We start from the raw sequence: 24,798 nt of genomic DNA, 5'->3' as shown, positions 1-24,798 counted from the left end.
TGATGTCCCCTTTTACGAAGATTAAGTTGCAAAGTTTAAAACGAGTGTATTGGTCTGTTTGATTTTACCTATGGATCATCACTTGCTTATCATCTCCACTTCCTTTGTCTCTTGCTTACTTCGTTATACCCGCTCTGCAAAATTTTAATATCAAAATTATAGATTTTAACAAGGAAAATGAAAGGAAAATTCAAGATATCCATAGCCCCTTTTTTAAAAGAGGGTAAGAAGTAGGAGGTGTAGTGATTATCCAGCAAGTAGAATCATTCAGGAATGTTTAGCTGTTTATCAATACGAATGGGCTCCCCTTCATACGTTAATTGTTTATGCTGCGGGCTGAATAAGGTTATTTCTACATCATGCTCTCCTTCGTGAAACTTCCCTAAATAATAGGTGTCTCCATATATGCGGCCTTCTTGTTCACCATTGACATAAACATGGGCGTGGCCTTTCCATACATCTTCTGAAGAAGCGGCTGACTCTTCCCGTGTGAACGTGAAGTTTTCCGTATCAATTTCGATCACCCATTCATCTTCTGTCTCTTGTTCGATAGTACCGGAAAGAGAAGGGACTGAAGAGGAGGCAGTTACTTCTTTCGTGTCCTCGTGTTCATGCTCGGACCCCACTGTCATGACGAAATGACTGTTCAGCGTGTAAAGGTATAATAAACCACCGACAAACGTAAAAAGTACAATAAAGCTGACTAAGCGATACACCAGCTGTCACCTCTTTCCGTTTAGCTTTGGAACCGTTCTTCTTAACAGTAAGCCAACTACAAGCAAGATAGCGCCGCTTGCTAAAAAACCTAAATCATATAACAATGGATGATCAGCATCAGGGCGGACGCGGTGTACTTGCAAAATATGATGATTAATAATGCCTTCAATCAAGTTAAAACTTCCGCCACCGATCAAAATGCCACTTACAACATAGCGAATGCCTTTAGATAAATCGGTCGGCTTCCCTCCAAGCCATAAAATTATAGCCCCGGAAATTAAGGTAATGGTTACGGCAAAATGAAAAATGCCATCACTCAAAATTTCAATGCTTCTGTCTGAGTGCATGACTACGCTGTGCCATTGCAAGAGCTGGTGAAAGACAATCCCATCCAAAGCTCCTAAAAAGCCAAAGCCTAGCAAAAAGCTCCCTATGTTTAGATACTTTCTTTTAAGTTCATTTGACATCTAGCACCCTCCCAACGTGGTAATTTGCTAACTTCATAAGTTTTGCCAAGTTAAGTGATAGATATAATGGATTTCCTCGTTTTGTTGACGGCTAATCTGATAAGTAAGAAATAAATCGTTCATGGATTGTAGGAGAAGGGGTTATTTATGTACCAAACGAGGAAAACTAGAAAGAGAAAATCATAGATAAAGAAGGTTGTTTCCGCAAACATTGTTGTTTTGTTTAAAGCTCTGAGATAGTGAGTGCAGTGATTCAACGAGAAAAGCATCAATTTGCTAGTAAACAGACAGGAAGAATAAGTGAGGTGCAAAGTACGTGTTGTATAGAGTGGCTAGCTTTTTAATTGGTGTGTTATTTGTAGATTACTTGTTTCATACGGATCAAGCTCAGGCGCTTGGTTTTGAAGCGGAAACAATGGGAGAGCGGCTCGGAGCTTTAGCGTTTGTTGGGGGTATTACGTTAGTCTTTTTTTATATTTGTTACCGCTTCTTTGCCCGCTCGTTTTTTAATGGATCGATTTTTGCAGCCGGTTTTTTTGCAAGTTTTGATGTCGTTGTTGTTCACTGGATTTTTCAGCTGCACCGAATTACCGATGGCCCAGAAGCCATTTATATTGAAGTCTTTCTTGTGATTTTAGGGTTGATTATGATGGTGTTTTCCGTCTTTTACGAACGGAGAGAGAAAGACGTAGCTGCTAGCTTACAAACTTAAGAACATAAGTAATAAAGTCCTGGGTGGACGTTGACGCCTGGCATTTTGTTAATTTGTCGTCTTAGAGAAGTCTCAGCTTTTCTAAGACTTTTTATGTAGCTTCATTTCAGACAGCGGCTTGATTAATGTGCTTTTCTCACCATTCATACTATATATAGATTGTTGCGTAAGGGGCTCCATTAAAAAATTGAATGTTGAGGAGGTAGATGATGAACGCTTGGTTGCATGCAGGTTCAGTAGAAAAGTTAAAAGAAGAGAAGGCAACGGTAATAAAAAGCGGGATCGCAGTATTTTGTCAGGAGGATCAAGTGTATGCGGTAGATAACCGCTGTCCGCACATGGGTTTTCCACTCCATATGGGTAGTCTGTGTGAAGGAATTTTGACGTGTCACTGGCATCATGCACGTTTTGATGTTTCAAGTGGAGGGACACTTGATCCGTGGGCAGATGATGTAAGGACATATGAAGTGAAAATCGAAGCAGGAGAGGTGTGGATCAATCCTGCTTCTAGGCCATCCGATCAGAGAGAGGAACACATGAGCGACCTTCAAAAAGGGCTGGCACAAAATTTGGAGCTAGTAATTGCAAAAGCGGTAGTCGGTTTGATTAAAGCTAAAGTGCCGAATGCTGACATTGTCCGGGCTGGCATCATGTTTGGAACCAGTCATAGAAGCAGGGGATGGGGGCCGGGCCTGACAATATTAGCGGCGATGGCAAACATTTTGCCGAAACTAGATGAAGAAGGGCAGATTCAAGCTCTGTATCAAGGACTTTCTCACGTAGCACATGATTGTGCAGGAGAACCGCCTCAGCACCTGATTGGGCCGTTGACTGGATTTGAAGGAAAGGTGGAACGATTGCGCTCTTGGTACCGCCAATGCATTGAAGTTCGTGATCGACAAGGAGCAGAAAGAGTCCTTCAGACAGCTATAGAAAAAGAACTACGTGGAAATGTCCTCTCGGATATGATGATCACTGCAGCAACAGACCACTTTTATATCGATGAAGGACATACACTTGATTTTCATAATAAAGCCTTTGAAGTTTTAGATCATATAGGCGAGGAAGGGACCATCCAAGTTCTCTCTTCTTTACCTCCACTCTTTACCACTGCTGCAAGAAGTGAAGAACAACAGCACTGGCAAGCTCCAATAAATCTCGTGAAACCTCTTCATGAAGCGTTTGAAAAATTAAAAGTCATGCCAGAAAAGGGCTCAAGTCCATTTGATGAAGCAGAATTTCTTGACATTTTACTGAGTGAGCGGCCGTTAACAATGATTGATCACTTAACACAGCTGCTTATGAGCGGGGCTGACCCAGTTCGAGTGGGGCAAGTGCTTGCTTTGGCTGGAGCTGAACGTATTGTAAGATTCAATTCGCAAAATGAATTCAGTGACTGGATTACTGTACTTCATACCTTTAGTCATGCGCATGCCGTTCATGAAAGGTTACGTCATTCTAGTGAGAAAGCAGTCTACCGGGCTCTCTATCATGGGGCAGTAAGTATTTATTTGAATCATTTTTTAAACGTACCTGCTGTGCGGAGGCCGTCTCCTACCGATACGCCAAGCGAAACGATGAAAGCCTCGGGGCTGCTAGAACTCTTAAATAAACAACAACAGGTGAATCAAGCAGGTAAATGGGTCGTTCAATACATCGAGCAAAATGGAGATGAAGCTGAACTGTTCAACACACTGGGGCATGCTTTGTTGAGAGAAGACGCTAATTTTCACACCTATCAAATGTATGAAGCCGCTAGCACGGAGTACGACCGCTGGGCAGATGAAGACAGTCCCTTTGCTAAAAAAGCCAAAGAAACACTCTTAATCGCGCTGGCCAGGTACCTTGCTGCTCATGCACCAACCGCCCGAAAAATGCCACATACCGGTAAAATTGCTCACAGGCTGTATAGAGGCGAGAAATTGTTTGAAGGGTAGGGGGAACAAGAGAAGAAGCTATTTCATAGAAAATCACGAAAAAACTCCTGGTCTGCCACTGGACCAGGGGTTATTAGGTTTCGGAGGTTGCGAAGATCCAGGGGAGAAAAGCGATTCGTTATTATATTTTTAACATTGAAAATTGGGGAATGTTACAGGACAATAAAACTAGAAAACATTTGTAAGAAAGAGGTAGGGTTTATTTCGTGAGGAAAAGTGACAAGACTAGTTGAAAACCTTCACAGACCGCGCCCATTCTATCCCTGTGCAGAATGGGCGTTTTTGTTATTAAGGAGAAGCTGTTCTACCTCTGCCTTTGCAAAAAGGAAAACGCAATGAAGCCGAGCAGGAGTTTTTTCTGGCGTTCGGCAAGGTGGAGGTTTAAATCGACAATTGAATTGTCGATATCGCGAAACAAATGAGTGTAATTGTGTGGAAAGTAGCCATTGTAAAAATGGGCCCAGGTCACCCCGTTGTCATCAATTAGGCGAAAGTCTCCCATGAAGCCTTTGGTTTGAATGGCTAAGACAAGATCGCCATCGGGCTTTGTCAATTCACCTCGAATATTTACGAGGTTTTGAAAGTCGAATTGGGTATAGTCGCCGATGTGTTCTTTAGCGGCATTGGTGATTTGAACGTTTGATTTCGCTTTAAGAAAGCCGCGAATATGTAAGTGCATGACTATCTCATCTTTGCTGTTGTACACACCGTACGTGATCGGAAGATAAATGGCGCTTTCCTTTAATAAGATTCCAAATGGATAACAATACCATGGGATATGGAGCGGTTTGATAACGCCTGCATAAGCACCGTTTTTTTGAAATAACAAGAGGCGAGGAAAGAGGCCGACATCTTTTTTTATTACAATATGGTTGGCTTCAAACAAAGAAGCGTCACTTTCTGGCAGGTTATGGCCTTGCACTTGTTTAAGCTTGTGGTTGCTGATACTAGCAGTACCTAAACATAAAAGTAGCCCTATTCCCATATAAACAAAAGCAAACCAATCATCGGCGCTATTAAATGGGGTGAAGCTGAAGATAATTAAACTTATCAGTAGAAGAATCCCAGTAAGGATAAGTGAAACGTTTCGGCGTCGTTGGTACATAGATTGAAGCATGAGTGAGGTCCTTTCTTTGTGAAGAGTTCTATGTAATTTACGAGATCTCACCTTAAATGTTTCATTTTAATAAAACAATTGCAAAAATAATGACGAAGTGCGCAGGCGCCTTCGTCATTTTTATTATCACGTTACGAGGGAAGGTACGGTTTTTAGTTAAGAAAACCTGGCATGAATATTGTTTTTCTTGTAGGTGCCATGAGTGAACTCGGAAATCTCTAATGATAAACCGAGATAGCGCTGTTCATAAATTGCTTGGCAAGTCTTTGTCATGGCAGCGAAGAGGGCTTTACCTGCATCATTTTTCTCTGCATCACTGCGCCCTCCGCCGATTTTCAAGGCGGCGTGGATAAAAGCATCCTCTTCTTGGCCGTCTGCTATTATATAATTTTCGGCTGGATAAGCGCGCACCCGAATGCCTCCAAGCGGAAAAATGTCTGTTCGTTTTGCTAGTTCAGCATGCATGGCTTTAAGCAAATCATTAATGTTTAGATCTTGTTCAAGGTTTTTAGTATATTCGATGATTAAATGTGGCACCATCTTTCCCCCTTTCTAGTTAACGCTTATTATTTCTTCTCTTGATTCGATAATGGTATTTTTTAAGCTGCCCAGGCCTTCAATCTCCGTTTCTACTACATCGCCAGCTTCAACTTTGGCAAGTCCTTTTGGTGTCCCGGTTAGAATAACGTCTCCTGGGCTCAGGGTCATGAACTGACTTAAATATGAGACGAGAAAGGGTACACTAAACACCATGTCCCGGGTAGAACCTTCCTGGGTGAGTTTTCCGTTTACTTTTGTGGTGAGTGTAAGGTTCATTGGATCTGGGATTTCTTTTTTAGGGGTGAGCCAAGGACCAAGGGGCGTGCAGGTGTCCCGGTTTTTTACGCGCATGTTGGGACGGTAATAGTTTTCCAGAAAGTCTCGAATAGCGTAGTCATTGGCGATTGTGTAGCCAGTAATGTAATCATACGCTTCTTCTTCAGAGATATGTTTGCCGGCTTTCCCGATCACGACGGCTAGTTCGCATTCATAATGCATATGCGTAGCATTAACAGGTCGTTTTGTTCTGCCTTCATGCCCAATAATGGTATTTTTCCCTTTTAAAAAGACAAGAGGCTCTTTAGGCGGTTCAAAAGCTAACTCGCTGGCATGGTCGGCGTAATTAAGCCCAAGAGCGAAGGTTGTTTCCGGCTGAACCGGCGGCAGCCAGTTCACCTCGGACTCTGCGACAATTCGCCCGTCTTCTAACATTAATCCATCTTCGTGAGCTGTTACTTCATGTATGCTTCCGTGTACGGCAACGCGTCCTTTTTTCATATCCTTCATCCTTTCCCCTTAATTCTCTGCTTGGCTAAAAGTGGTTTGCAGTTCTCCAAGTGTATCGGCTTTAATCGTCACATGATCACCGGCTTTAGCTAAAGGAGCATCATGCGCGGAGCCGACCAGCAGCATGTCGCCTTTCGTGAAGGTAATAAACTGGCTGATTTCAGAGATTAGTTGAGGGAGCGGCCGGTACAGGCGCTCTAAAGAAAAGCTATGAGCAAGCTCCCCATTTATATAGGTTTCAAGTGTCGTAGTGGCTAGGTTATCCTCAAGCAGAGCATCTATTGTAAGCCAAGGACCCATCGGGCAAAATTGATCTCGTGCACGTTCTTTAATAGCTGGGCGATAGACACTTTCGTGTGGAAGTTGGAGATCATTGACGAGCGTGAGCCCTTTAATTGCTGATTTACTTTGCTGGTAGGAAGCAGAAGAGACGGTATCGGAAAAGACCACTCCGATTGTCGCCCCTGTTTGAACACACTCTTCATCGGGTGGCAGAGCTACAGTCGTTTGGTGGGGGGCCCACGTATTTTTCGGTTTTATATACAATACGGGTGCCGTGGGTGGTTGATTATAAGGTTTTTCATTGAAAGTGCTTTCATTTTTGTCTAGGAACAAACGGTCATTTAATGCAACGCCATATACATCACCACTTACTAGAATGTCAAACTCATTCGCACTGGCCCCGGGGTTTTCTGTCTGAGGGTCAAACTCTTCAGGGAGAGATTTTCCTTTTAAATAGGCTAACGCTTTCATAAAAGTCCTCCTTAACGATTTTTAATATATAAAATCATATATTATTTCCGGCGTAAAAATTCCTTTTACGCTTTCGCCCTGGGCATCAGGACGTAAGCACTTATTTTACGAAAGCGTTTAAGGTCAGTTAGTTATCCCGCTGTTGGTAAGAGCGCAGGGTGCCTAACTTATGTTCCCTGGCAAAGCGTTCAATTTGTTCAAAAGAACTGTTGGAGCGAAGCATCTCAATAAGAGTAGTATGCTCTGCTACAGATTGTGGAGCACGCATGGGAAAGAAAGAAAAGCCGCTGTCTCGAACGGTATCAAGACGTTCCCAAGCGAATTCAATATTTTTGCGCAGGGAGGTATTCGGGCAAGCTTGATAGATGGCGTAATGAAAAGATTTGTTCAAATGGCCCAGCTCTTGAAGATTGTAAGATTCCAAGGCTCTTTTCATGTTATTGTTCGTCTCTTCCAGAAGAAGTAGATCCTCTTCGGTAAGGTAAGAAGCTGCTAATGCAGTGGCATACCCTTCATTCAAGGCCAGGACTTCCAATGTTTCTTGATAAATAGTTTCATCAATCGTCCGTACCACGGCTCCAACATTAGGGATATGTTCGACCCACTGGTCTGCTTCGAGCTGGCGAATGGCTTCTCTTACGGGAATATGACTGGAACCCATTTCTTTGGCAATCTGATCAAGGATAATACGTTGTCCTGGCACGTAACGCCCTTCAACAATTCGCTGACTGATTAAATGATAAGCTTGTTTAGTTTTGTTTATTTTTTGATTATCCGTTTTCATAGAATAATCATATATGATTTTATTTATGATTTCAATATAAGATCTTATCTGCCAGTAAGACGGGGAGCTATTTTTAACTATGTTGTAAATGGTTAGGGGGTTATTTCCTTTAACATATAATTTTCACGCATGAGGTCAATGAAACGTTCGGCGGTACGAGATAAATACCGGTCTTTATTCCAGACAATGGCAGGTTGGGCGGAAATAAAAGAATCTGACATGTGATAGATTTTCAGTCCGTTGTAGGGAAAAGCGTGCAGCGTGGATTCTGGAACAATTGCTATTCCGCTGCCGGTATGAGCCAATGATAGCAACATGGATGCATCCGGGCATTCACACACTACCTTGGCTTCAAAGCCATGATTTCGGCATTCATTTAAAATGACTTCATATTGCCCTTTTCCACTTAAACGGTGGAGCAAAAGAAGGGGAAGATGTTCTAAAGCTTTAATCGAAATCGTATGGGTTGACGCTTGAAAAGGGTCATATTCATCAGAGGTCACGACAACATAAGGTTCAGTCGGCAAAGAAAGTACCGAAAAAGAATGATTATTAAGCGGGAGTCTAAGGATGGCTAGTTCAATCTCGCCCGACTCTACCAAGTTGCTAAGAGCGTAGGTATCTCCTTCTCGTAATTTATAATGAATGCCGGGGTGCTGTTCGCGTAATTTTTTCATTTGTTTAGGCAAATACGCAAAGCAAGACTTGTTGGCACCGATCTTCAATTCCCCTTTTATTCCTTCGTGAACTTCTTTAATTTCAATTGAAATATCCTCCAAATCTTCAAGCATACGTTTACTCTTTTTATAAAGGACACGGCCGGCCTCTGTTAATTCAAGTGACCGTCTATAACGATTGACTAGCTTTACGCCCAATTCTTCTTCCAGGAGTTTTAACTGCTGGCTTAAAGGGGGTTGTGCCATATGAAGCCGCTGGGCCGCTTTTGTAATTTGCCCTTCTTCTGCAATGGCAACAAAGTAGCGAAGTTTTTTTGAATCCATATAGGACCCTCCTATACTTTTTTCATATGTTAAACGAATTTTATTAATATTTTCCATATGTTTAAATCAATGGTACATTGAAAGCGTTAACAATTCAATAATTTCAAAATTTTAAATAAAAAGTGAGGAGGAGAGAAAGTGAGTATGAAATTAGATCAATTGGAAAAAAGCGGACGTGAAGCAATAGAATCAGTAACTACTATTCAGCAATACATTAATGGCACATTTACTGTTCCAGCTTCTGGAAAGTTTTTTACCAACATCAGCCCATTTACTAATGAAAAGATAAATGAAGTAGCTGCAGGCGGAAAAGAAGATATCGACCAAGCGGTAATGGCCGCACGCTCAGCCTTCAAAGGTGAATGGGGCACAATGAAAATCGAAGAACGAATGAAATATATTTATAAAATTGCTGACGTTATTGATGAGCACATAGACGAAATTGCACCATTAGAATCTTTCGACACCGGTCTTCCTTTAGCTCAAACAAAAAAAATGGTAGCAAGAGCGGCCCAGAACTTCCGTTTCTATGCAGAAATGGTGAAAAGCCGACTCGTAGGGGAAGCATACCAGGTTGATGACCAGTTCATTAACTATACGATTTATAAACCGGTAGGAATTGCAGGTTTAATTACTCCTTGGAATGCACCGTTTATGTTAGAGACATGGAAAATTGCCCCGGCTCTTGCCACAGGAAACACCGTTATTCTTAAACCAGCTGAATGGTCTCCTTTAACTGCAAATCGCCTGGCGGAAATTATTGACAAAGTCGGCCTGCCTGATGGCGTCTTCAACATTGTTCACGGCTACGGCGAAGAGGCTGGAGCAGCTCTTGTCGCCCATGAGGATGTAGAGCTCATTTCCTTTACGGGCGAAACAACTACAGGCGTAGAAATCATGAAGAATGGAGCTGACTCATTAAAGCAGTTCTCCATGGAACTTGGTGGGAAGTCTCCAATTATCGTATTTGACGATGCCGATTTTGAACGGGCGCTGGATGCTTGTGTTTGGGGTATTTTCTCTTTCAATGGCGAAAGGTGCACTGCCAATTCACGCCTGTATGTGCATGAATCGATTCAAGAAGAATTTATCAACCGGTTAAAAGAGCGGGTATCCAATATTCGTGTTGGCGATCCAATGGATGAAACGACACAAATTGGGCCGCTCATCCATAAAAACCATTATGAAAATGTCCGCTCTTATCTTGAGCTTGCCAAAGATGAAGGGGCAGAGCTGTACAGCGGACAAATTCCAGCAGATGTAGAGAGCGGAAACTTTGTCGCTCCAACGTTGATTCTCAACGCAGAGCAAGAGATGCGTGTCGTTCAAGAAGAAATATTCGGGCCAGTCCTTGCAGTGATGACGTTTAAAGAGGAAGAGGAAGTGATTCAAAAAGCCAACGGCGTACGATACGGCCTGGCAGGATATGTTTGGACGGATAATATCAAGCGTGGACACCGCGTTGCACAAAAGATCGATTCAGGTATGCTCTGGGTAAATTCCCAAAATGTGCGAGATCTGCGCATTCCATTTGGAGGTGCAAAGCACAGCGGTATCGGCCGTGAAGGTGGTCATTATGCCTTTGAATTTTATACAGAGGCACAAGTGGTTCATGTCGCGTTGGAGGATCATTATATCCCTCAATTTGGAAAATAAAAGTAGGAGGTAGAAAGTCAAATGCCAGCAAAAACAGGAGCAGAGTATAAACGCCGACTAAAAGAAGCGGGTAACAATGTGTATATTCACGGAGAACGAGTAGATGACCCAACTGAACACCCTGCGTTTAAAAATGTCATTGATTCGATGGCTGCGTTATACGACAGACAATTTGATAAGCCATCAAAAATGCTTTATCAATCGCCGACAACCAACGAACAAGTGGGAATGACGTTCAAGCAGCCTAAAACACTTGAAGATCTTGTGGCCCGCCGTGAAGCCATTCAGGAATGGGCTCGCATCTCTGGCGGAATGATGGGGCGCTCCCCGGATTATTTGAATGCTGAAGTTATGGCCATGGGCGTGGCAAACGATCTTTTTGCAGAAGATGATCCAATGTTTGCGGAGAATGCAAGAAATTATTACGAGTACGCTCGAGAAAATGATATCAGCTTGACGCATACGCTCATTCATCCACAAGTGAACCGGGCGAAAGCTCAAAGTGAACAAAAAGATGCCAACGTAGCGCTGCACTTAAAAGAAAAGCAGAAAGACGGTATTATCGTGGATGGTGTGCGCCTGCTGGCAACTCAAGGCGGAATTACGGATGAAATCCTTGTCTTCCCATCGACAGTTAAACCAGCTGGAGAGTCTGATGATCCGTATTCCTTAGCTTTTGTAGTACCAAATAATACACCAGGGTTGAAATTCCTCAGCCGTGAATCGTTCGATCAGAATAAATCGACCTGGGATCATCCCCTAAGCAGCCGTTTTGAAGAAGGCGACGCGATTGTTCATTTTGACAACGTGTTTGTCCCTTGGGAGAAAGTATTCGTTTGTGGAAACTCCTCTATCTGTAACCGCACCTTTTTAGAGACAAATGCGGTTAAGCATATGTCGCACCAGGTGATCGCGAAAAACGTGGTTAAGACTGAGTTTATTCTTGGAACGGTCCTTAAATTGATGGATTCCATAGGAATAGACAAATTCCAGCACGTTCAGGACAAAGGAACAGAGATTATGCTCAACCTAGAAACGATGAAATCTCATCTTTTCCGTGCTGAACAAAACGCCAAGCTTGATAAGTGGGGGACCATTACACCTGACTTTGAAGCGTTGAATGCTGCGAGGAACTGGTACCCTCGAATTTATCCACGCATGACTGAAATCATTCGTATTCTTGGTGCGTCAGGTTTGATGGGTATTCCAACAGAAGCTGATTTTGACCATGAGGAGATTGGGCCGATCTTAAATCGCGGCCTGCAGGCGAAAAACTTGGAAGGCTATGAGCGTGTCCATTTATTCCGCTTGGCCTGGGATATGACCATGAGCGCCTTCGGCAATCGTCAAACCCATTATGAATATTACTTCTTTGGCGACCCAATCAAGATGGGGATGAGTTACTTCGACTCATTTGAGAAAGATCAATATAAACAATACGTCGACGACTTCTTAGCAGAAACGAAAAAGAACAAAAACTTTGCGGGGGTTTAATTATAAAGGGGGGGAATACATGAATTTCGATATTATTCGCGCAGGACGTGTTGTGCTTCACGTAAAAGACTTGGACCGTTCCTTATCATTCTATGAAGCTCTCGGGTTTATTGAAACCGAAAGAAGTGAGAGAAACATCTATTTACGTGGTTTAGAAGAACACAATCATCATAGCATTTGTTTGCGGGAACAGGACAATCCTGCAGTGGAAGTGATCAGTTATAAAGTTCAAAAAGATGAACAGCTTGATAACCTCGCTAAATTCTTTCAAACAAAAGATTGTGACATTCTGTGGAAAGAAGCAGGGGAAGAGTATGCGCTGGGGCGAACGCTCAGAGTGTCTGATCCATCCGGACTTACAGTCGAATTTTACGCTGAGATGGAAGTCGTTGAGCGCATGCTCCAACGTTACGAGCTTTATAAAGGAGCAAAAGTGCAGCGAATCGATCATTTCAACTGCATGGTGCCAGATGTCGAGAAGGCGCATGAGTTTTATATTCAAGAGCTTGGCTTTGCTTGTTCAGAATACACGGCCAACGAGGAAGAACGTATCTGGGCTTCCTGGCTTCACCGTAAACCGAGTGTTCATGATGTTGCCTTTATGAACGGTCAAGGACCGCGCTTACATCATATTGGATTTTGGCTGAAAGATCCGATGAGTTTAATTGATGCTTGCGACACACTGGCAGCACTGGAATACGGACCGAATATTGAACGTGGGCCGGGACGCCATGGATTATCAAATGCTTTTTTCCTATATTTGCGTGATCCAGATGGCCACCGAATTGAACTGTACAACGGTGATTACCTGACGAGTGATCCAGATTTTGAACCAATTCGCTGGGATTTAAATGACCCGAAACGCCAAACATTTTGGGGCCATGCTGCTCCAGACAGCTGGTTTGAAGAAGCGTCTTCCTTTTTAAATTTAGACCAGACAGCTGCCGTCTCTCAGCAGGAGCCGGTGCTTAAAAAGAGCAAGCCAACTTTTGTTATCTAAGAAATAACAAATACAGCTTAAGAGTTTTCTAAGCTCACAAGTTAGCAAATATAACACAACAGCCAGGAGGGTTTTCTATGGATGATCGGTTGTTTAAGACAGCAATGGGAAAGTTTGCAACAGGGGTAACAGTCGTTACTACAGAAGTTGAAGGCGAAGTGCACGGCATGACGGCAAATGCCTTTATGTCCGTCTCTCTGGACCCAAAACTTATTTTAATTTCAGTCGCAAATCATGCCCGCATGAAAAAGCAGATTGAAACAGCAGGTACATTTGCGGTCAATCTGTTATCTCAAGAACAGAAAGATCTGTCGATGGTATTTGCAGGTCAGGTTAAAGAGGGCCGGGATGTTGAATTTAAGCGATTTGAAGGCCAGCCTATATTAGATCATTCACTTGCTTCAATCGTATGCCAAGTTCACAACACGCACGTTGAAGGCGACCATACGTTATTTATCGGTGAAGTGATTAATTTAGAGGTTCAAGACGGGGAGCCCCTCAATTATTTTGAAGGCAAGTACCGACAGTTCCAAGAAGCCTAAAAACCATTGCAAAGGAGGTAGAAGCGATGAAAGTGATTAAGCTCACGTATCCGGTGCCAGAAGAAGTTATACGCGCAAGCAAGCCCGCCGTGTTTGCCCTCGGATTTTTTGATGGATTGCATAAAGGGCATCAAGTGCTCATTCAAAAAGCAAAAAATATGGCGATTCAACGTGGCGAGCAGTTGGCAGTCATGACATTTGACGTGCATCCGAGCACTGTGATTCCAAACAAGGAACCGCGCCATCGCTTACTATCTCCCCTTCAGCATAAAAAAAGAAAGTTGGAGGACATGGGTGTAGACTATCTTTACTTAATCCAATTCGACATGCAAGTGGCTAAGGTGCCTCACCAAACCTTTGTGAAGGAGTTCTTGTTAAATCTAAAATGCACCCATACGGTGGCAGGTTTTGACTACACTTATGGGTTCAAAGGGGAAGGAACGATTCAAAAGCTCTCAACAGATGCAAAGGGGAAGTTGTCTGTTACGGTAGTGCCTAAATATAAACTAAATGATGAGAAGGTTAGTTCAACCAAAATCCGCAATTTATTAACTGAAGGCTATCTTGACCATGTGGCTGAACTTTTAGGAGAAACGTATCGAACAGAAGGTTTCTTGCTAAACGAAGGAGAATCATGGAAGTACCAGTTGTACGATCAATATGTGCTGCCGGCTGATGGGAAATATTCGGTATTACTTTGGGATGGAAATGAAGACTTGCCTGCTTTAGCAGAAGTGAAATATTCAGGTTCAGAGCATCCAGAAGTCCATATTTATGGTGAGGCAGAAGATTTGAATCAATTAAGGGTTACTGTTAAGTGGGCTAGCCCGGCTAAAAGCCATCTATCAGCCGAAGCACAGCACAAAGCGGTCCAGCTATCAAGCTAGATCGACCAATAACTGAAGGAGTGAAAGCAAATGGCAGATAAATACGCAGAGATTAAGCAAAAATTGCGGGGTTCGATCGCTCCGGTCGTTACTCCATTTACGACGGGTCATGAATTAGATCTTAAAAAAATGTCAGAATTAATTGAATTTCAATTGGAAAGCGGAAGTCACGGGATTTCAGTAACCGGAACGTCCGGGGAACCGAGTTCAATGACTACTGCTGAGCGTGAAAAAGTAATGGAGAATGCCGCACGAACGATAAATGGCCGTGTGCCATTCGCGCCTGGCACAGGCTCTACCAACCACGATGAAACAATGTACCTGACGAAACGAGCTCAAGAAATGGGTGCGGATGCTGCAATGGTTATCGTCCCTTATTACAACAAGCCAAATCAAGGCGCGTTGTATAAACACTTTAAGACGGTAGCAGATTCTGTGGATATTCCGATTATTATTTATAACATTCCAGGCCGCACTGCCCAGAACCTTCATGTTGATACGATGGCAGAGTTGGTAAAGGACTGCCCGAACATTATTGGGGCTAAAGAGTCTAACAAAGACTTCGAGCATGTAAATCGAGTCATGCTTAAGTGTGGTCGTGACTTCTTGCTTTTCTCTGGCATTGAGTTGCTTTGTTACCCAATGCTTGCAATCGGTGGAGCCGGGTCGATCAGCGCAACTGCCAACGTGGCGCCAAAGAAAGTAGCGGAACTTCATGATGCCTGGTTTGAAGGGGATGTTAAGCGAGCGCAGGAGCTTCATTATGAACTAATGCCATTAAATGATGTCTTATTTATGGATACAAACCCAGCGCCTGTAAAAGCCGCTCTTGGCATGATGGGTAAAATTAATCCAGATCTTCGGATGCCGATGGATCTTCCGCATGCAGATTTGCAAGAAACGATTCGCGAAACACTTGAAAATTATGGCTTAATAGCGCAACACGCTTAGTGTTGTGCTCCTTTTAGGTGATGAAGGGTGTGGCTGTCGATGCAGGGAAGTAGACGTCTGCTTCTGGGCAGTGGAGTCTTTAATGAGGCTTCTGCCTAGCAGGAGGACGTTGGATGATCTTTTGAATTCATGGGAATCGCGAATTTTGAAACCGTTAACATAAGGAGGCGGCAGAATGAAAAAGCTTTTCTGGCCAAGTGTTGCGATGGTGCTTTTGCTTTCAGCCTGCGGAGAGGAAACAAGCGGGGAGGCAGATGAGATAGAAGAGACAAGTAGTGAAGAAACCGGGGGAGAGGCAGAAGTTAGTTTAACCTTTTCTCATTTTTTTCCTTCAAACCATATTAAAGAAACTGATGTGGTCGACTACTTTATTACGGAACTGCAAGACAGAACAGATGGGCAGGTTGAATTTGAATCATACCCTGGCGGACAGCTTGCAGAGCCGGATGGGCAATATGAAGCAGCGGCCACAAACGTAGCTGATGCTGGATTTAGCGTGCACAGTTATACACCAAGCCAATTTCCACTTACCTCAGTGATGGAGCTTCCATTTGTCGGTACTTCGGGGGAAGAAGCTTCCCAAACGTTATGGGATTTGTATGACGAGTTCCCAGAAATTCAAGAGGAATACGAGGATACGTACCCTCTTTGGTTATCAACCTCCGAACCTGGCCAAATTTTCACGGTGGACCAACCAGTTGAGAGTCCCGAGGACCTTGAAGGCTTACAAATTCGATCTCCTTCCCCAGAAGTGAATGCCTGGTTGGAAGAAATGGGAGCAACGCCTGTATCCATGTCTATGGATGAAACGTATGAAGCGTTGGAGCGGGGAGTTGTGGATGGAACTGTCGGACCGCCTCACACCTTGTTGGATTACAGCCTGCAGGAAGTAATTGACTATGTGACCGTTGGCGATTTCTACATGACGACATTCTTTGCAGTGATGAATCAAGGTAGTTACGAGATGCTGGATGAAGAAGCTCAACAAGCTCTTGATGAGTTAGCAGGAGCAGAAATGAGCCAACACTCCGGCCAAATTATTGACGAGCGCGAACAAGAAGCAATGGAAGCAGTGGAAGAAGCAGGCGCTGAAGTGCATGAAGTCAGTGATGATGAAGCAGGAGACTGGGAAGAAGGTCTTCAGCCCGTCATTGATGATTGGATTGAGCGTATGGAAGAGGACGGCCTGCCTGGTCAGGAAGTATATGACCGAGCTGTTGAATTAGGAGCGGACTGACCGTAAAGGGTGAATAAAATGAAACGCTTTGAACAATTCGTCTTTCAAATGAACCGCGGTTTAATGGCAGTATCGAATACCGCGTTGTTTTTTGTCATGCTTGTCACTACGTTCGATGTTATCGGCCGGGCCTTTTTGGGCCGGCCGATTGCTGGTGCATTTGAACTTACGGAACTAGGGTCGGCCCTCATAGTGTTTTTTGCACTGGCTATGACTCAATATTATCGTGAACATATTTCGATCGGTTTTATAGTTGATAAATTTCCTGCTTTGCCTCGAAAGATTGTCGAGGCTTTGGTAGATCTTGTGGTTGCTGTCGTCGTTCTATTTATGAGCATACAGCTGTTTCAACACGGCCTGCGCCTTATGGAACGAGGAGTTACCACTAGTGACCTGGGACTGAGTGTCTATCCTGTCATATTTATTGTAGCGATCATCTCCTTTGTTTTTTCCTTAACAGCGTTTATGCAAATGGTTGTACGCCTAATGGGGGAAAAGGAGGTGGATGTGCATGAGTCCTGAAGTGACAGGGGTGGTAGGAGTTATTGCCCTCCTAGTTTTATTTTTGTTTAAAGTTCCAGTCAGCATTTCCTTAATTATTGTGGGGACCGTAGGATTTGGTACGATCCGGGGATTTGACACAGCTTTTGTGCAATTAGGGAGTATCCCTTTTAGTACAGCTAGCTCGTATTCGCTCAGCGTAATTCCCCTTTTTATTCTAATGGGGATGTTCTTATCTTACAGCGGGTTTGGGAGAGATCTCTTCCGCTCGATTGATAAATGGATTGGTCACATACGTGGAGGAATGGCGATTACTACCATCGGAACGAGTGCTATTTTTTCGTCTATTTCAGGTTCGGTGAACGCCACCACAGCAACGATGGCCAAAATCACTTTGCCGGAAATGCGTCATTACAATTACAGTCCTATGCTGTCAACTGCTTGTGTGGCTGCTGGCGGGACACTAGGGATTTTAATTCCTCCGAGCGTCATATTAATCCTTTACGGTGTACTTACGATGGAGCCAATTGGTGAATTGTTAATAGCCGGGCTTGTACCTGGCTTGTTACAAATTGTGCTGTTTATCGTAGTCATCTGGTTATGGGTGAGAAAATTTCCGGCTGATGGGCCGCCTTCAGAAAAATCTCACTGGGGAGAGCGGATCAGCTCTTTAAAAAATGTCTGGCCGTTTGTGCTGTTGTTTATTTTAAGTGTGGGTGGTATTTATTTAGGAATATTTACGCCAACCGAGGCAGGAGCGATCGGTGCTTTTGGTTCTTTTCTTTTTGCAGTCCTTACAAGGCGGTTGGGCTGGAAAGAATGCATGAACGCTTTAAGCGACTCCGTACGTTTATCAGCAATGATTTTTTTCATTTTGATTGGAGCGGAGTTGTTCAGCCAGTTCCTTTCTCTCAGTCGTCTGCCGCAGGAGATTACTCTGTTTGTAGAAGGCCTGAATTGGTCGCCTCTTATGATCATGTTGGCGATTTTGCTTGTTTATTTCATTCTTGGTTTGTTTTTGGAAGGGATAGCAGTGCTTGTTCTTACGCTGCCTGTCGTTTATCCACTTGTGGAACAGTTGGGATTTGACGGCATTTGGTTTGGAGTGATTATGGTGATGGTTATGAATATTGGCCTCATCACACCACCTCTAGGCATCAGCGTATATATTATCAGCGGAGTAACAAAGGAAATCAGTATTGAGAAAATCTTTAAAGGGGTTGTCCCGATGCTTGCTGCCATGATCTTCTCCGTAATCTTTTTTACTTTCTTCCCTGATTTAATTACCTTTTTGCCGGAGATGATGAATGGACAAAGCGAACCTTGATGAAAGACGGTCCCATCGTTTACCAAAACGAATGGGACCGTCTTTTTACACCATAAGAATGTATAAGATATCTGAAGGAAACGGTATAAGTGCAACTAAGGATCAGCCTACGCCGCAGGCTTGTCTTTGCCAAGTTTTCTTTATTGCTTTTGCAGTGAAGAGAAGGAACGAAACGCTTCCCACATTTCGTTAGAGGCATCAATTTGCTGGCTGACATGGCCGAATTCAGGGAGTTGAAGTTTGGGGCCGCCCGGCCATGTATGTCCTCCACCTTTAATTGTATAAAAGCTGGCGATCACGTGGCCCTGTGCATTTGAATAAGTGAATTTGTCTACACGGGAGCGATCTTTCAGTGAACGTGTCGGCAGCCTTTCTTTATGAAGGTGCACCGATTCGCCATAAGGGGAGAGCCACTTCTCAATGGTTTGGTTTGCATCTAGCAAGTCTTTTATTATAAAAGACGAGCATCCTCGCAGCTCGGCGTCTGTAAAAGGAATAACCGGGTCTTCATCTCCCATAATAAAGATAAGGGGAGGGGGCGGAGAAGCCGTGGAAAACTCCAAAGACGGCGGCATTGTTCCTGAAACGGCACCTACGCCGGCAAAACGTCCAGGCTTTTCTGAGGCGAGCCGTAAGCTGAAGGCTCCTCCATTAGAAAAGCCGCTTAAATAGATTCGAGAGGCGTCTATCAAGTGTACTTTTTGCCACCAATCGAGAAGGTTTTCAATAAACAGCTTATCTTCAACATCTGTCTGGTAAGCGGGATTGCTTTTTCGTCCATCATTCCATTGCTTACTCTGCAAGTCGGTTGAATGAACTTGCTTTGCTTCTGGATAAAGGACCATAAATTGTTTTTCTTCTGCAAGTTTATGAAACTGGGTCAACCTACTATGGTAAAAAGCGTCGCTGCCTGCCCCATGAAAACTGATAAGTAACGGGACAGGTTTATCTTTTGGCAGGGAAGTTGGCACATAATACAAATATTTTCTGTTCTCACTGCCTGCTTCAATTAGTTCTTCTGAAAGTTTTCCTTTCGTAAACAAATGACCACTCCTATATGGTTGCAAGGTACTGTTTACATGCCGTGAACGGCTTTGCCAAGTAAACCTTCGGTGGCTTCGAGCCAAGCTTCATTAATGCTAGGGTGCGGGTAATATGGATAGATCATATCCTCGATCCGTCCGCCCATTTCCAGGGCTTGAATGGCTGTGCTGATTAATTCAACAGAACCGGTCCCAATCGCGTGGTAACCCAGCAGAACGTCGGTTTCTTTTTCGCTGATTACCTTTACCATTCCGTCTTTGTCAGCGGTTATTCCAGCATATCCGTTAGACGCAAGCGGGAATTGGTTCGTGGAGACCTCATATCCTTCATGTAAGGCTTCTTCTTCGGTTAAGCCTACACTGGCAAGAGGTTTCACCGTGTGAGCGATGACAGGACAAATGTCAGGATCCCATTCACTATTTTCACCTGCGGCGTGTTCGCCAGCTACTTTTCCTTGTTTAATGGCTTCTACGGCTAGGCCTCCGGAGGCCGTCACATCGCCAACAGCATAGATACGGGGGTTGTTAGTTTGTGTTGTTGTTGTAATCGGTATAAAGCCGGCAGAGGTTGTTTCAATACTTGCAGCTTCAAGGCGCAGGGACTTTGTATTTGGTTGGGGCTGAGCCATAGCATAAAAGTGTGACGCTTCCAAAGTTGTTTCCCCCTTAGGAGAGACGAGGCTGATTTCTACCATGTCATCTTTGGGGAGGGCGTGAAGTAATTTAGTCTTTTTATACACGTTGATCTGCTGTTTTTTAAGTAATCTCATAAGTTCTCGGTTCAGTGTTTGGTCAAAAGGGAAGCTCTCTTTCTCCTCATCAAGAATGAGCGTAACCTTTGTTCCAAACTTTGAAAAAGAAGCAGCGATTTCCAAGGTGATATAATCTGAGCCATATAATACGAGGTGCTCTGGCAGCTCTTCCAACTCGTAAGGGTCGGCTCCGGTTAACACTCTGGCTTCTCCTGACGGGAGATTCGTATCTGGTTGATACACAGCACCTGTTGCTATAATCGCTTTTTCAAATTTATATTTCTCGAACCGCTCTTGTTCTTCAACACCTATCTCTGAATCAGAGATAAAAGAAGCGCTCCCTTGTACCCGTTCGATTTTATGTTTTTTTAGTAAAGCTTCTACTCCTTGAGTAAGGGCATGGATGAGCTCACTTTTTTGGTGTTGGAGCTTTGACAGGTCCAGGGACAAAGAAGAGCTGCCGGTGATGCCAAACGTTTCAAATTTGTGAGCTGACTGGAGAGTGGCTCCGGCGTTTGCAAATAACTTAGAAGGTATGCAGCTTTCGTTTAAGCACGTTCCTCCGATCCGTTTTCGTTCAATGAGAGCGACCTCTTTCCCGAGCTGCGCAGCCCGGATGGCGGCATGGTAGCCGCCGGGCCCTCCACCGATCACTAAGATGTCTTTTTCATGTGCAAAGTCTCCAACCACCATCTACATCAGCTCCACTAAAAGTAAATTAGGATCTTCGATTAATTGAACAAAATAATTAACTGCAGTACTAGCCTCTGATCCGCTTGTTTGGCGCTGGTCAAATGTTAAGGTGATATCCATCAAACGGCGAATTTTAATTTCTCCTTGATGGACAGCTGGTTTTTCTTTAATGGGATGAAAAGATATAACCTTTCCCTTTGCATAGCCTAATAGGGCAGGGGAGGCTGGAGAATGCTCAGGATCTACGTTGTTAATAGCAAAAGTGATGTGCTTGCTTTCCTCAACTTCTTCTGTTTTTGCTTGATTTGATGCAGCCTCGAGCTTGCGATTGATCATAGAGATACTCATATTCTGGACTTCTTTAAGTACAGGAAGCTTGATGTTATCCCCGACTTCTGTCATTAACCCGACCGTAACAGGCTGACAGGAGGCATTTTCTTCCCCACTGCTATGCTGTTTGCTTTGTAGAGCCGGATAGCGGTTGCTTGTAATTTGCAAGGCTTTGATAAAAAAAGATTGCACGGATAGTTCGAGGCCATGTTCCTCGTGGAGCTTTTCTTTTAAGGCTAATAAAGGAGTAACATCCGCTTCGGTAAAATAACTAAAGTGAGAAAGAAGTGAAAAGGAGCCGCCGGCTGACTGAGGTTCAACCGCAGTCGTTCCAGCTGGTTCGGCAGGTGAACGTTCTGCTGCGCTGGTTGCAGGCTCTGAAACTTGGTTTGCTGGTGTTTGCGTGGAAGTGCTCGGCTGGTTAAGTTGCTGGTCGATATAGTCATAGACATCCTGGTCTACGACCCGGCCAGCCGGACCACTCCCTTCAATTTCTTCAATGTCTACCTGGTGGTCTCTCGCAATTTTTCGCGTAAAAGGCGCAGCAAGCACTCGATTTTTGCGAGGAGGAGTGACCATTTGCGTCATGGCAGGAGGAGAGTCAGCTTCTATTGTAGCTGCTGAAGCAGCCACACCTGCTTGTTCTTTCTCTTTGTGCGTTCTTCCCTGTTCCGAACCGTTGTCAATGGAGAGGATCGTTTCGCCTACTTCCACCACGTCTCCAATTTCTGCGTTGATTTCTTTAATAATTCCTGCACTTGGCGCTGGCAATTCTGCATTCATTTTATCAGTCTGAACTTCCACTAAGGGTTCGTCGTTTTTAATAGTATCACCCGGTTTGACAAAGAAATGAAGAATTTCCGCTTCATGCATTCCTTCGCCAATATCGTGAAGTTTTACTTCAATCATGTGAATTGAGCCTCCTTTCTCTCATTAAAATGTAATGCTTCGTTGAATGGCGTGTTTAATTTTTTCCGGGCTGGGCAGGTATTCCTGCTCTAATGAATAAACCGGCACCGGTGTATCAAAACCGGAGACCCGCTCAACTGGAGAACGAAGATACAAGAAAGAAGTATCGTTAATCACTGAAAGAACTTCACTGCTGACCCCGCCTGTGCCCGGAGCCTCATGAACGATAAGAGCTCTGCTTGTTTTTTGCACAGATTGAGAAATGATCTCTTTGTCCAGTGGATATAACGTGCGCAGGTCGATCACTTCGCAGGAAATGTTTTGTTCGTTTTCAATTTGTTCGACAGCTTTCATTGTTTCAATGGTCATGGCCCCCCAGGTGAAAATGGAGATGTCTTCTCCTTCCTTTAGGACGGCGGCCTTGCCTAATTTAATGGTGTACTTTTCTTCCGGGACTTCCATCCGGGATGAACGGTAACAGCGCATCGGCTCTAAAAATAAAACAGGGTCAGGGTCTTCCATGCTTGAGATTAAAAGCCCTTTAGCATCATAAGCGGTGGACGGCACAACCACTTTAATTCCAGGCATTTGCGTGAAAAGCCCTTCGACACTATCTGAGTGAATTTCTGGTGCGCGAACACCTGCCCCATAAGGAGCGCGAATGACAATCGGCGAAGTGTAGCGTCCCATTGTACGCTGACGAATTCGAGTTGCATGGGTCATAATTTGATTAAAAGCAGGATAAATAAACCCTAAGAATTGCATTTCTGCTACGGGGCGGAACCCATTTGCTGCTAAGCCGATTGAAGTCCCCATAATTCCCGATTCGGCAAGAGGGGTATCAATTATCCGCTCTGCTCCAAATTCCTCGTAAAGGCCTTCCGTTGCTCTAAAAACACCGCCATTAACCCCTACGTCTTCCCCTAAGATGAGCGTACGCTCATCTTCGGCAAGCATGGTACGCATTGCATCATTTATGCTTTGGACCATCGTCATCGTTTTTGTTTGTACTGAGGTTGTCATTACGCGTTCCTCCCTTTCGTCGCTAAATGCTCATTGATTTGCTCTTGGAGAGGCCAAGTCGGAATATCATACACATGGTCGAACATCTGACTGAGTTCAGCTTCTGGGTAATTTTCCATTTCGATAAGCGCGGTATCGATTTCTTCTTGAATTTCTTCTTCAATTGCTGCATGCCAAGCTTCATCCCACTTGCCTTCGTTCTTTAAATAACGCTCGAGACGAAGAAGAGGATCGGCTGTCTTTCTCCTCGTTTCGCTTTCAGCTTGATCACGGTATTTAGAGGGGTCATCTGCCGTAGTATGAGCACCATACCGCCAGGTGACAGCTTCAAGTAATGTTGGACCTTCCCCATTCCTAGCCCGCTTAACAGCTTCTTTTACTGCCAAATAAACGGCGACAATATCATTTCCATCAATGCGAGCGGATTCGATGTCATAGCCCAGTCCTTTTTGAGCAATCGTTTTTGAATTCATTTGTTTTTCCATTGGTACACTGATGGCATATCCGTTGTTCTGGTTGAAGAAGATGGTCGGGGTTTGAAACACGCTGGCGAAATTAAGTCCTTCATGAAAATCGCCTTCTGAAGTAGCACCATCCCCAAAATACACGAGCGATACACGGTCACTTCCTTTTTTCTTTTCCGCCCAAGCTACTCCTGTTGCGTGTGGCAATTGGGAGGCAATTGGAACAGCAGGAGGGAAGATATTAAGACCTTCTGGAGGGACCCCTCCTTCTAAGCGGCCGCGCCAGTTTAATAGCAAATTTCGCATCGTCTGCCCAAATGTAAGAGTGGCTGCGTGATCACGATACGTAGGCAGCATCCAATCCCCTTTTTCTAGGGCGAGGGCACTGCCAACTTGGGCAGCTTCCTGACCTTCATATTGCACGTATGTGCCAATGCGTCCTTGGCGTTGTAAATTTACACACTTTTTATCTAATAAACGAGCGCGCAGCATGTAATAATAAAAGGATTTAATTTGATCGATGGTGATAGTTTGCATAGTATCTTCTTCTTTTACGTGACCTTCTTCATTTAGTACTTGCTGCAGCGGAAATTCTGTTAACATTTCGTCACCTCTTCTTGTGTAGAAACTTTTTTCTTTGCCATTTAGTAAGAACTCGTCAGTTCAGCTTGAGATTTCTGAAAGCTGGTAACCAAAGGCTATATCTTCGACGCCGTATTGATTTACTTTTTCTGTGACTGTAACCGGTGAAAAAGATTCATAGAATGAACGGGCCGGGTTTTCCCGGGCCAACCAGACGACCATTGAGGCAAAGCCTTGGTTTTTCAACTGGTCTGCCATAGAAATGAACAGCTTTTTCCCCAGTCCCTTGTGTTGAACTTGAGGGGCGAGGTAAATGGCATACAATTCGCTGTCGTAGCTTAGGATAAAAGGATCACGTACGGGGCCGGCACTAATCAGCCCCGCAATCCTTCCTTTCTCTGTGGTTAAAAGTTCAGTAATTGTACGTGGATCCTTTACTATTTCTTGCCATTGAGCAGTGCGTTCTTCTACATCGAGGTTCTCTAAGACGTGAGAGGGGAAAATATTGTGGTAAGTTCTCTGCCAGCCTTCAATGTGAAACTGGGCAATCGTAGAAGCATCTGCGTCGGTAGCATATCGGCGGTTCATGGTAG

At 44.1% G+C, this 24,798-nt stretch carries 25 protein-coding genes; 11 read left to right on the top strand and 14 right to left on the bottom strand.

All coding sequences use genetic code 11. From position 1 onward, the window contains the following. Window positions 1-263: 263 nt before the first annotated feature. A complete protein-coding gene (locus D469_RS0115675) occupies window positions 264-716 on the bottom strand; it encodes a hypothetical protein (RefSeq protein ID WP_018924343.1) in 453 nt (150 codons plus the stop codon). 6 nt (window positions 717-722) lie between these two features. Beyond that, on the bottom strand, window positions 723-1,184 hold the full coding sequence (locus D469_RS0115670; protein WP_018924342.1) for a DUF2243 domain-containing protein: 462 nt from the start codon (window positions 1,182-1,184) through the stop codon (window positions 723-725). Between the two features lie 316 nt (window positions 1,185-1,500). Here D469_RS0115670 and D469_RS0115665 point away from each other — a divergent pair, with 316 nt between their 5' ends. Together D469_RS0115665 and D469_RS0115660 are read left to right on the top strand one after the other, a co-directional pair. Continuing rightward, on the top strand, window positions 1,501-1,896 hold the full coding sequence (locus tag D469_RS0115665; protein WP_026286274.1) for a DUF2243 domain-containing protein: 396 nt from the start codon (window positions 1,501-1,503) through the stop codon (window positions 1,894-1,896). Window positions 1,897-2,105: 209 nt separating this feature from the next. Then, entirely contained in the window at window positions 2,106-3,833 is a 1,728-nt protein-coding gene (locus D469_RS0115660) for a Rieske (2Fe-2S) protein (protein ID WP_018924340.1), read from the top strand. Window positions 3,834-4,137: 304 nt separating this feature from the next. On the opposite strand, the gene D469_RS0115655 is transcribed toward D469_RS0115660, so the two are convergent. The 6 genes from D469_RS0115655 to D469_RS0115630 all read right to left on the bottom strand — a co-directional run bounded on the left by D469_RS0115655 (window position 4,138) and on the right by D469_RS0115630 (window position 8,814). Then, on the bottom strand, window positions 4,138-4,950 hold the full coding sequence (locus D469_RS0115655) for a hypothetical protein (protein WP_018924339.1): 813 nt from the start codon (window positions 4,948-4,950) through the stop codon (window positions 4,138-4,140). 156 nt (window positions 4,951-5,106) lie between these two features. Beyond that, window positions 5,107-5,490, bottom strand: coding sequence for a 5-carboxymethyl-2-hydroxymuconate Delta-isomerase (locus D469_RS0115650; RefSeq protein WP_018924338.1), 384 nt, complete (start codon window positions 5,488-5,490; stop codon window positions 5,107-5,109). Window positions 5,491-5,502: 12 nt separating this feature from the next. Next, window positions 5,503-6,267 carry a fumarylacetoacetate hydrolase family protein gene (locus tag D469_RS0115645; RefSeq protein ID WP_026286272.1) on the bottom strand — a complete coding sequence of 255 codons (765 nt, stop codon included), beginning with the start codon at window positions 6,265-6,267 and terminating at the stop codon, window positions 5,503-5,505. A gap of 18 nt (window positions 6,268-6,285) precedes the next feature. Continuing rightward, entirely contained in the window at window positions 6,286-7,029 is a 744-nt protein-coding gene (locus D469_RS20565) for a fumarylacetoacetate hydrolase family protein (RefSeq protein ID WP_018924336.1), read from the bottom strand. 127 nt (window positions 7,030-7,156) lie between these two features. After that, window positions 7,157-7,813, bottom strand: a complete 657-nt coding sequence (locus tag D469_RS0115635) for a GntR family transcriptional regulator (protein ID WP_018924335.1) — start codon at window positions 7,811-7,813, stop codon at window positions 7,157-7,159. A gap of 92 nt (window positions 7,814-7,905) precedes the next feature. Further along, complete coding sequence (locus D469_RS0115630; protein ID WP_018924334.1) at window positions 7,906-8,814, bottom strand: LysR family transcriptional regulator; 909 nt, start codon at window positions 8,812-8,814, stop codon at window positions 7,906-7,908. A 144-nt stretch (window positions 8,815-8,958) separates the two neighbouring features. Here D469_RS0115630 and hpaE point away from each other — a divergent pair, with 144 nt between their 5' ends. The 9 genes from hpaE to D469_RS0115585 all read left to right on the top strand — a co-directional run bounded on the left by hpaE (window position 8,959) and on the right by D469_RS0115585 (window position 18,409). Beyond that, the gene (hpaE, locus tag D469_RS0115625; RefSeq protein WP_083910851.1) at window positions 8,959-10,470 is read left to right on the top strand and encodes a 5-carboxymethyl-2-hydroxymuconate semialdehyde dehydrogenase; all 1,512 of its coding nucleotides are present in this window, start codon (window positions 8,959-8,961) and stop codon (window positions 10,468-10,470) included. A 21-nt stretch (window positions 10,471-10,491) separates the two neighbouring features. Beyond that, the gene (gene hpaB, locus D469_RS0115620) at window positions 10,492-11,964 is read left to right on the top strand and encodes a 4-hydroxyphenylacetate 3-monooxygenase, oxygenase component (protein ID WP_018924332.1); all 1,473 of its coding nucleotides are present in this window, start codon (window positions 10,492-10,494) and stop codon (window positions 11,962-11,964) included. A gap of 19 nt (window positions 11,965-11,983) precedes the next feature. After that, entirely contained in the window at window positions 11,984-12,964 is a 981-nt protein-coding gene (hpaD, locus tag D469_RS0115615) for a 3,4-dihydroxyphenylacetate 2,3-dioxygenase (RefSeq protein WP_018924331.1), read from the top strand. Window positions 12,965-13,041: 77 nt separating this feature from the next. After that, window positions 13,042-13,506: a flavin reductase family protein gene (locus D469_RS0115610; protein ID WP_018924330.1), complete on the top strand. Its 465-nt coding sequence runs from the start codon at window positions 13,042-13,044 to the stop codon at window positions 13,504-13,506. 26 nt (window positions 13,507-13,532) lie between these two features. Further along, on the top strand, window positions 13,533-14,393 hold the full coding sequence (locus D469_RS20560) for an FAD synthetase family protein (protein ID WP_018924329.1): 861 nt from the start codon (window positions 13,533-13,535) through the stop codon (window positions 14,391-14,393). A gap of 30 nt (window positions 14,394-14,423) precedes the next feature. Then, window positions 14,424-15,344, top strand: a complete 921-nt coding sequence (gene hpaI / locus D469_RS0115600) for a 2,4-dihydroxyhept-2-ene-1,7-dioic acid aldolase (protein ID WP_018924328.1) — start codon at window positions 14,424-14,426, stop codon at window positions 15,342-15,344. A gap of 175 nt (window positions 15,345-15,519) precedes the next feature. Next, entirely contained in the window at window positions 15,520-16,581 is a 1,062-nt protein-coding gene (locus tag D469_RS0115595) for a TRAP transporter substrate-binding protein (RefSeq protein ID WP_018924327.1), read from the top strand. Between the two features lie 18 nt (window positions 16,582-16,599). Next, the gene (locus D469_RS0115590; protein ID WP_018924326.1) at window positions 16,600-17,103 is read left to right on the top strand and encodes a TRAP transporter small permease; all 504 of its coding nucleotides are present in this window, start codon (window positions 16,600-16,602) and stop codon (window positions 17,101-17,103) included. Further along, complete coding sequence (locus D469_RS0115585) at window positions 17,093-18,409, top strand: TRAP transporter large permease (protein ID WP_018924325.1); 1,317 nt, start codon at window positions 17,093-17,095, stop codon at window positions 18,407-18,409. Before D469_RS0115590 ends, D469_RS0115585 begins: the two co-directional genes overlap by 11 nt. A gap of 140 nt (window positions 18,410-18,549) precedes the next feature. On the opposite strand, the gene D469_RS0115580 is transcribed toward D469_RS0115585, so the two are convergent. From D469_RS0115580 to D469_RS20555, 6 genes are read right to left on the bottom strand one after another with little or no spacing between them, the layout of a single operon-like run. Continuing rightward, entirely contained in the window at window positions 18,550-19,452 is a 903-nt protein-coding gene (locus tag D469_RS0115580) for an extracellular catalytic domain type 1 short-chain-length polyhydroxyalkanoate depolymerase (RefSeq protein ID WP_018924324.1), read from the bottom strand. Between the two features lie 32 nt (window positions 19,453-19,484). After that, window positions 19,485-20,897 carry a dihydrolipoyl dehydrogenase family protein gene (locus tag D469_RS0115575; RefSeq protein WP_018924323.1) on the bottom strand — a complete coding sequence of 471 codons (1,413 nt, stop codon included), beginning with the start codon at window positions 20,895-20,897 and terminating at the stop codon, window positions 19,485-19,487. Continuing rightward, window positions 20,898-22,136 (bottom strand): 2-oxo acid dehydrogenase subunit E2, encoded by a 1,239-nt coding sequence (locus D469_RS0115570; protein ID WP_018924322.1) that lies wholly within the window; start codon window positions 22,134-22,136, stop codon window positions 20,898-20,900. A gap of 24 nt (window positions 22,137-22,160) precedes the next feature. Next, the gene (locus D469_RS0115565) at window positions 22,161-23,159 is read right to left on the bottom strand and encodes an alpha-ketoacid dehydrogenase subunit beta (RefSeq protein ID WP_018924321.1); all 999 of its coding nucleotides are present in this window, start codon (window positions 23,157-23,159) and stop codon (window positions 22,161-22,163) included. Then, window positions 23,159-24,226: a pyruvate dehydrogenase (acetyl-transferring) E1 component subunit alpha gene (pdhA, locus tag D469_RS0115560; RefSeq protein WP_018924320.1), complete on the bottom strand. Its 1,068-nt coding sequence runs from the start codon at window positions 24,224-24,226 to the stop codon at window positions 23,159-23,161. The genes D469_RS0115565 and pdhA overlap by 1 nt, the downstream gene beginning before the upstream one ends. Before the next feature lie 60 nt (window positions 24,227-24,286). After that, window positions 24,287-24,793 (bottom strand): GNAT family N-acetyltransferase, encoded by a 507-nt coding sequence (locus tag D469_RS20555; protein WP_018924319.1) that lies wholly within the window; start codon window positions 24,791-24,793, stop codon window positions 24,287-24,289. Window positions 24,794-24,798 lie beyond the last annotated feature (5 nt).

Source organism: Salsuginibacillus kocurii DSM 18087, assembly GCF_000377705.1.
In the GTDB taxonomy this organism is placed as follows: Bacteria; Bacillota; Bacilli; order Bacillales; family Marinococcaceae; genus Salsuginibacillus; species Salsuginibacillus kocurii.
This window is presented reverse-complemented; position numbering and strand designations above follow the sequence as displayed.

What these genes read in the sequence shown, in the direction of transcription:
- D469_RS0115670 (WP_018924342.1), bottom strand. Translation starts at nt 1,184, where the DNA reads ATGTCAAATGAACTTAAAAGAAAGTATCTAAACATAGGGAGCTTTTTG.
- D469_RS0115660 (WP_018924340.1), top strand. Translation starts at nt 2,106, where the DNA reads ATGAACGCTTGGTTGCATGCAGGTTCAGTAGAAAAGTTAAAAGAAGAG.
- D469_RS0115655 (WP_018924339.1), bottom strand. Translation starts at nt 4,950, where the DNA reads ATGCTTCAATCTATGTACCAACGACGCCGAAACGTTTCACTTATCCTT.
- D469_RS0115650 (WP_018924338.1), bottom strand. Translation starts at nt 5,490, where the DNA reads ATGGTGCCACATTTAATCATCGAATATACTAAAAACCTTGAACAAGAT.
- D469_RS0115645 (WP_026286272.1), bottom strand. Translation starts at nt 6,267, where the DNA reads ATGAAAAAAGGACGCGTTGCCGTACACGGAAGCATACATGAAGTAACA.
- D469_RS20565 (WP_018924336.1), bottom strand. Translation starts at nt 7,029, where the DNA reads ATGAAAGCGTTAGCCTATTTAAAAGGAAAATCTCTCCCTGAAGAGTTT.
- D469_RS0115635 (WP_018924335.1), bottom strand. Translation starts at nt 7,813, where the DNA reads ATGAAAACGGATAATCAAAAAATAAACAAAACTAAACAAGCTTATCAT.
- D469_RS0115630 (WP_018924334.1), bottom strand. Translation starts at nt 8,814, where the DNA reads ATGGATTCAAAAAAACTTCGCTACTTTGTTGCCATTGCAGAAGAAGGG.
- hpaE (WP_083910851.1), top strand. Translation starts at nt 8,959, where the DNA reads ATGAAATTAGATCAATTGGAAAAAAGCGGACGTGAAGCAATAGAATCA.
- hpaB (WP_018924332.1), top strand. Translation starts at nt 10,492, where the DNA reads ATGCCAGCAAAAACAGGAGCAGAGTATAAACGCCGACTAAAAGAAGCG.
- hpaD (WP_018924331.1), top strand. Translation starts at nt 11,984, where the DNA reads ATGAATTTCGATATTATTCGCGCAGGACGTGTTGTGCTTCACGTAAAA.
- D469_RS0115610 (WP_018924330.1), top strand. Translation starts at nt 13,042, where the DNA reads ATGGATGATCGGTTGTTTAAGACAGCAATGGGAAAGTTTGCAACAGGG.
- D469_RS20560 (WP_018924329.1), top strand. Translation starts at nt 13,533, where the DNA reads ATGAAAGTGATTAAGCTCACGTATCCGGTGCCAGAAGAAGTTATACGC.
- hpaI (WP_018924328.1), top strand. Translation starts at nt 14,424, where the DNA reads ATGGCAGATAAATACGCAGAGATTAAGCAAAAATTGCGGGGTTCGATC.
- D469_RS0115595 (WP_018924327.1), top strand. Translation starts at nt 15,520, where the DNA reads ATGAAAAAGCTTTTCTGGCCAAGTGTTGCGATGGTGCTTTTGCTTTCA.
- D469_RS0115590 (WP_018924326.1), top strand. Translation starts at nt 16,600, where the DNA reads ATGAAACGCTTTGAACAATTCGTCTTTCAAATGAACCGCGGTTTAATG.
- D469_RS0115585 (WP_018924325.1), top strand. Translation starts at nt 17,093, where the DNA reads ATGAGTCCTGAAGTGACAGGGGTGGTAGGAGTTATTGCCCTCCTAGTT.
- D469_RS0115575 (WP_018924323.1), bottom strand. Translation starts at nt 20,897, where the DNA reads ATGGTGGTTGGAGACTTTGCACATGAAAAAGACATCTTAGTGATCGGT.
- D469_RS0115570 (WP_018924322.1), bottom strand. Translation starts at nt 22,136, where the DNA reads ATGATTGAAGTAAAACTTCACGATATTGGCGAAGGAATGCATGAAGCG.
- D469_RS0115565 (WP_018924321.1), bottom strand. Translation starts at nt 23,159, where the DNA reads ATGACAACCTCAGTACAAACAAAAACGATGACGATGGTCCAAAGCATA.
- pdhA (WP_018924320.1), bottom strand. Translation starts at nt 24,226, where the DNA reads ATGTTAACAGAATTTCCGCTGCAGCAAGTACTAAATGAAGAAGGTCAC.
- D469_RS20555 (WP_018924319.1), bottom strand. Translation starts at nt 24,793, where the DNA reads ATGAACCGCCGATATGCTACCGACGCAGATGCTTCTACGATTGCCCAG.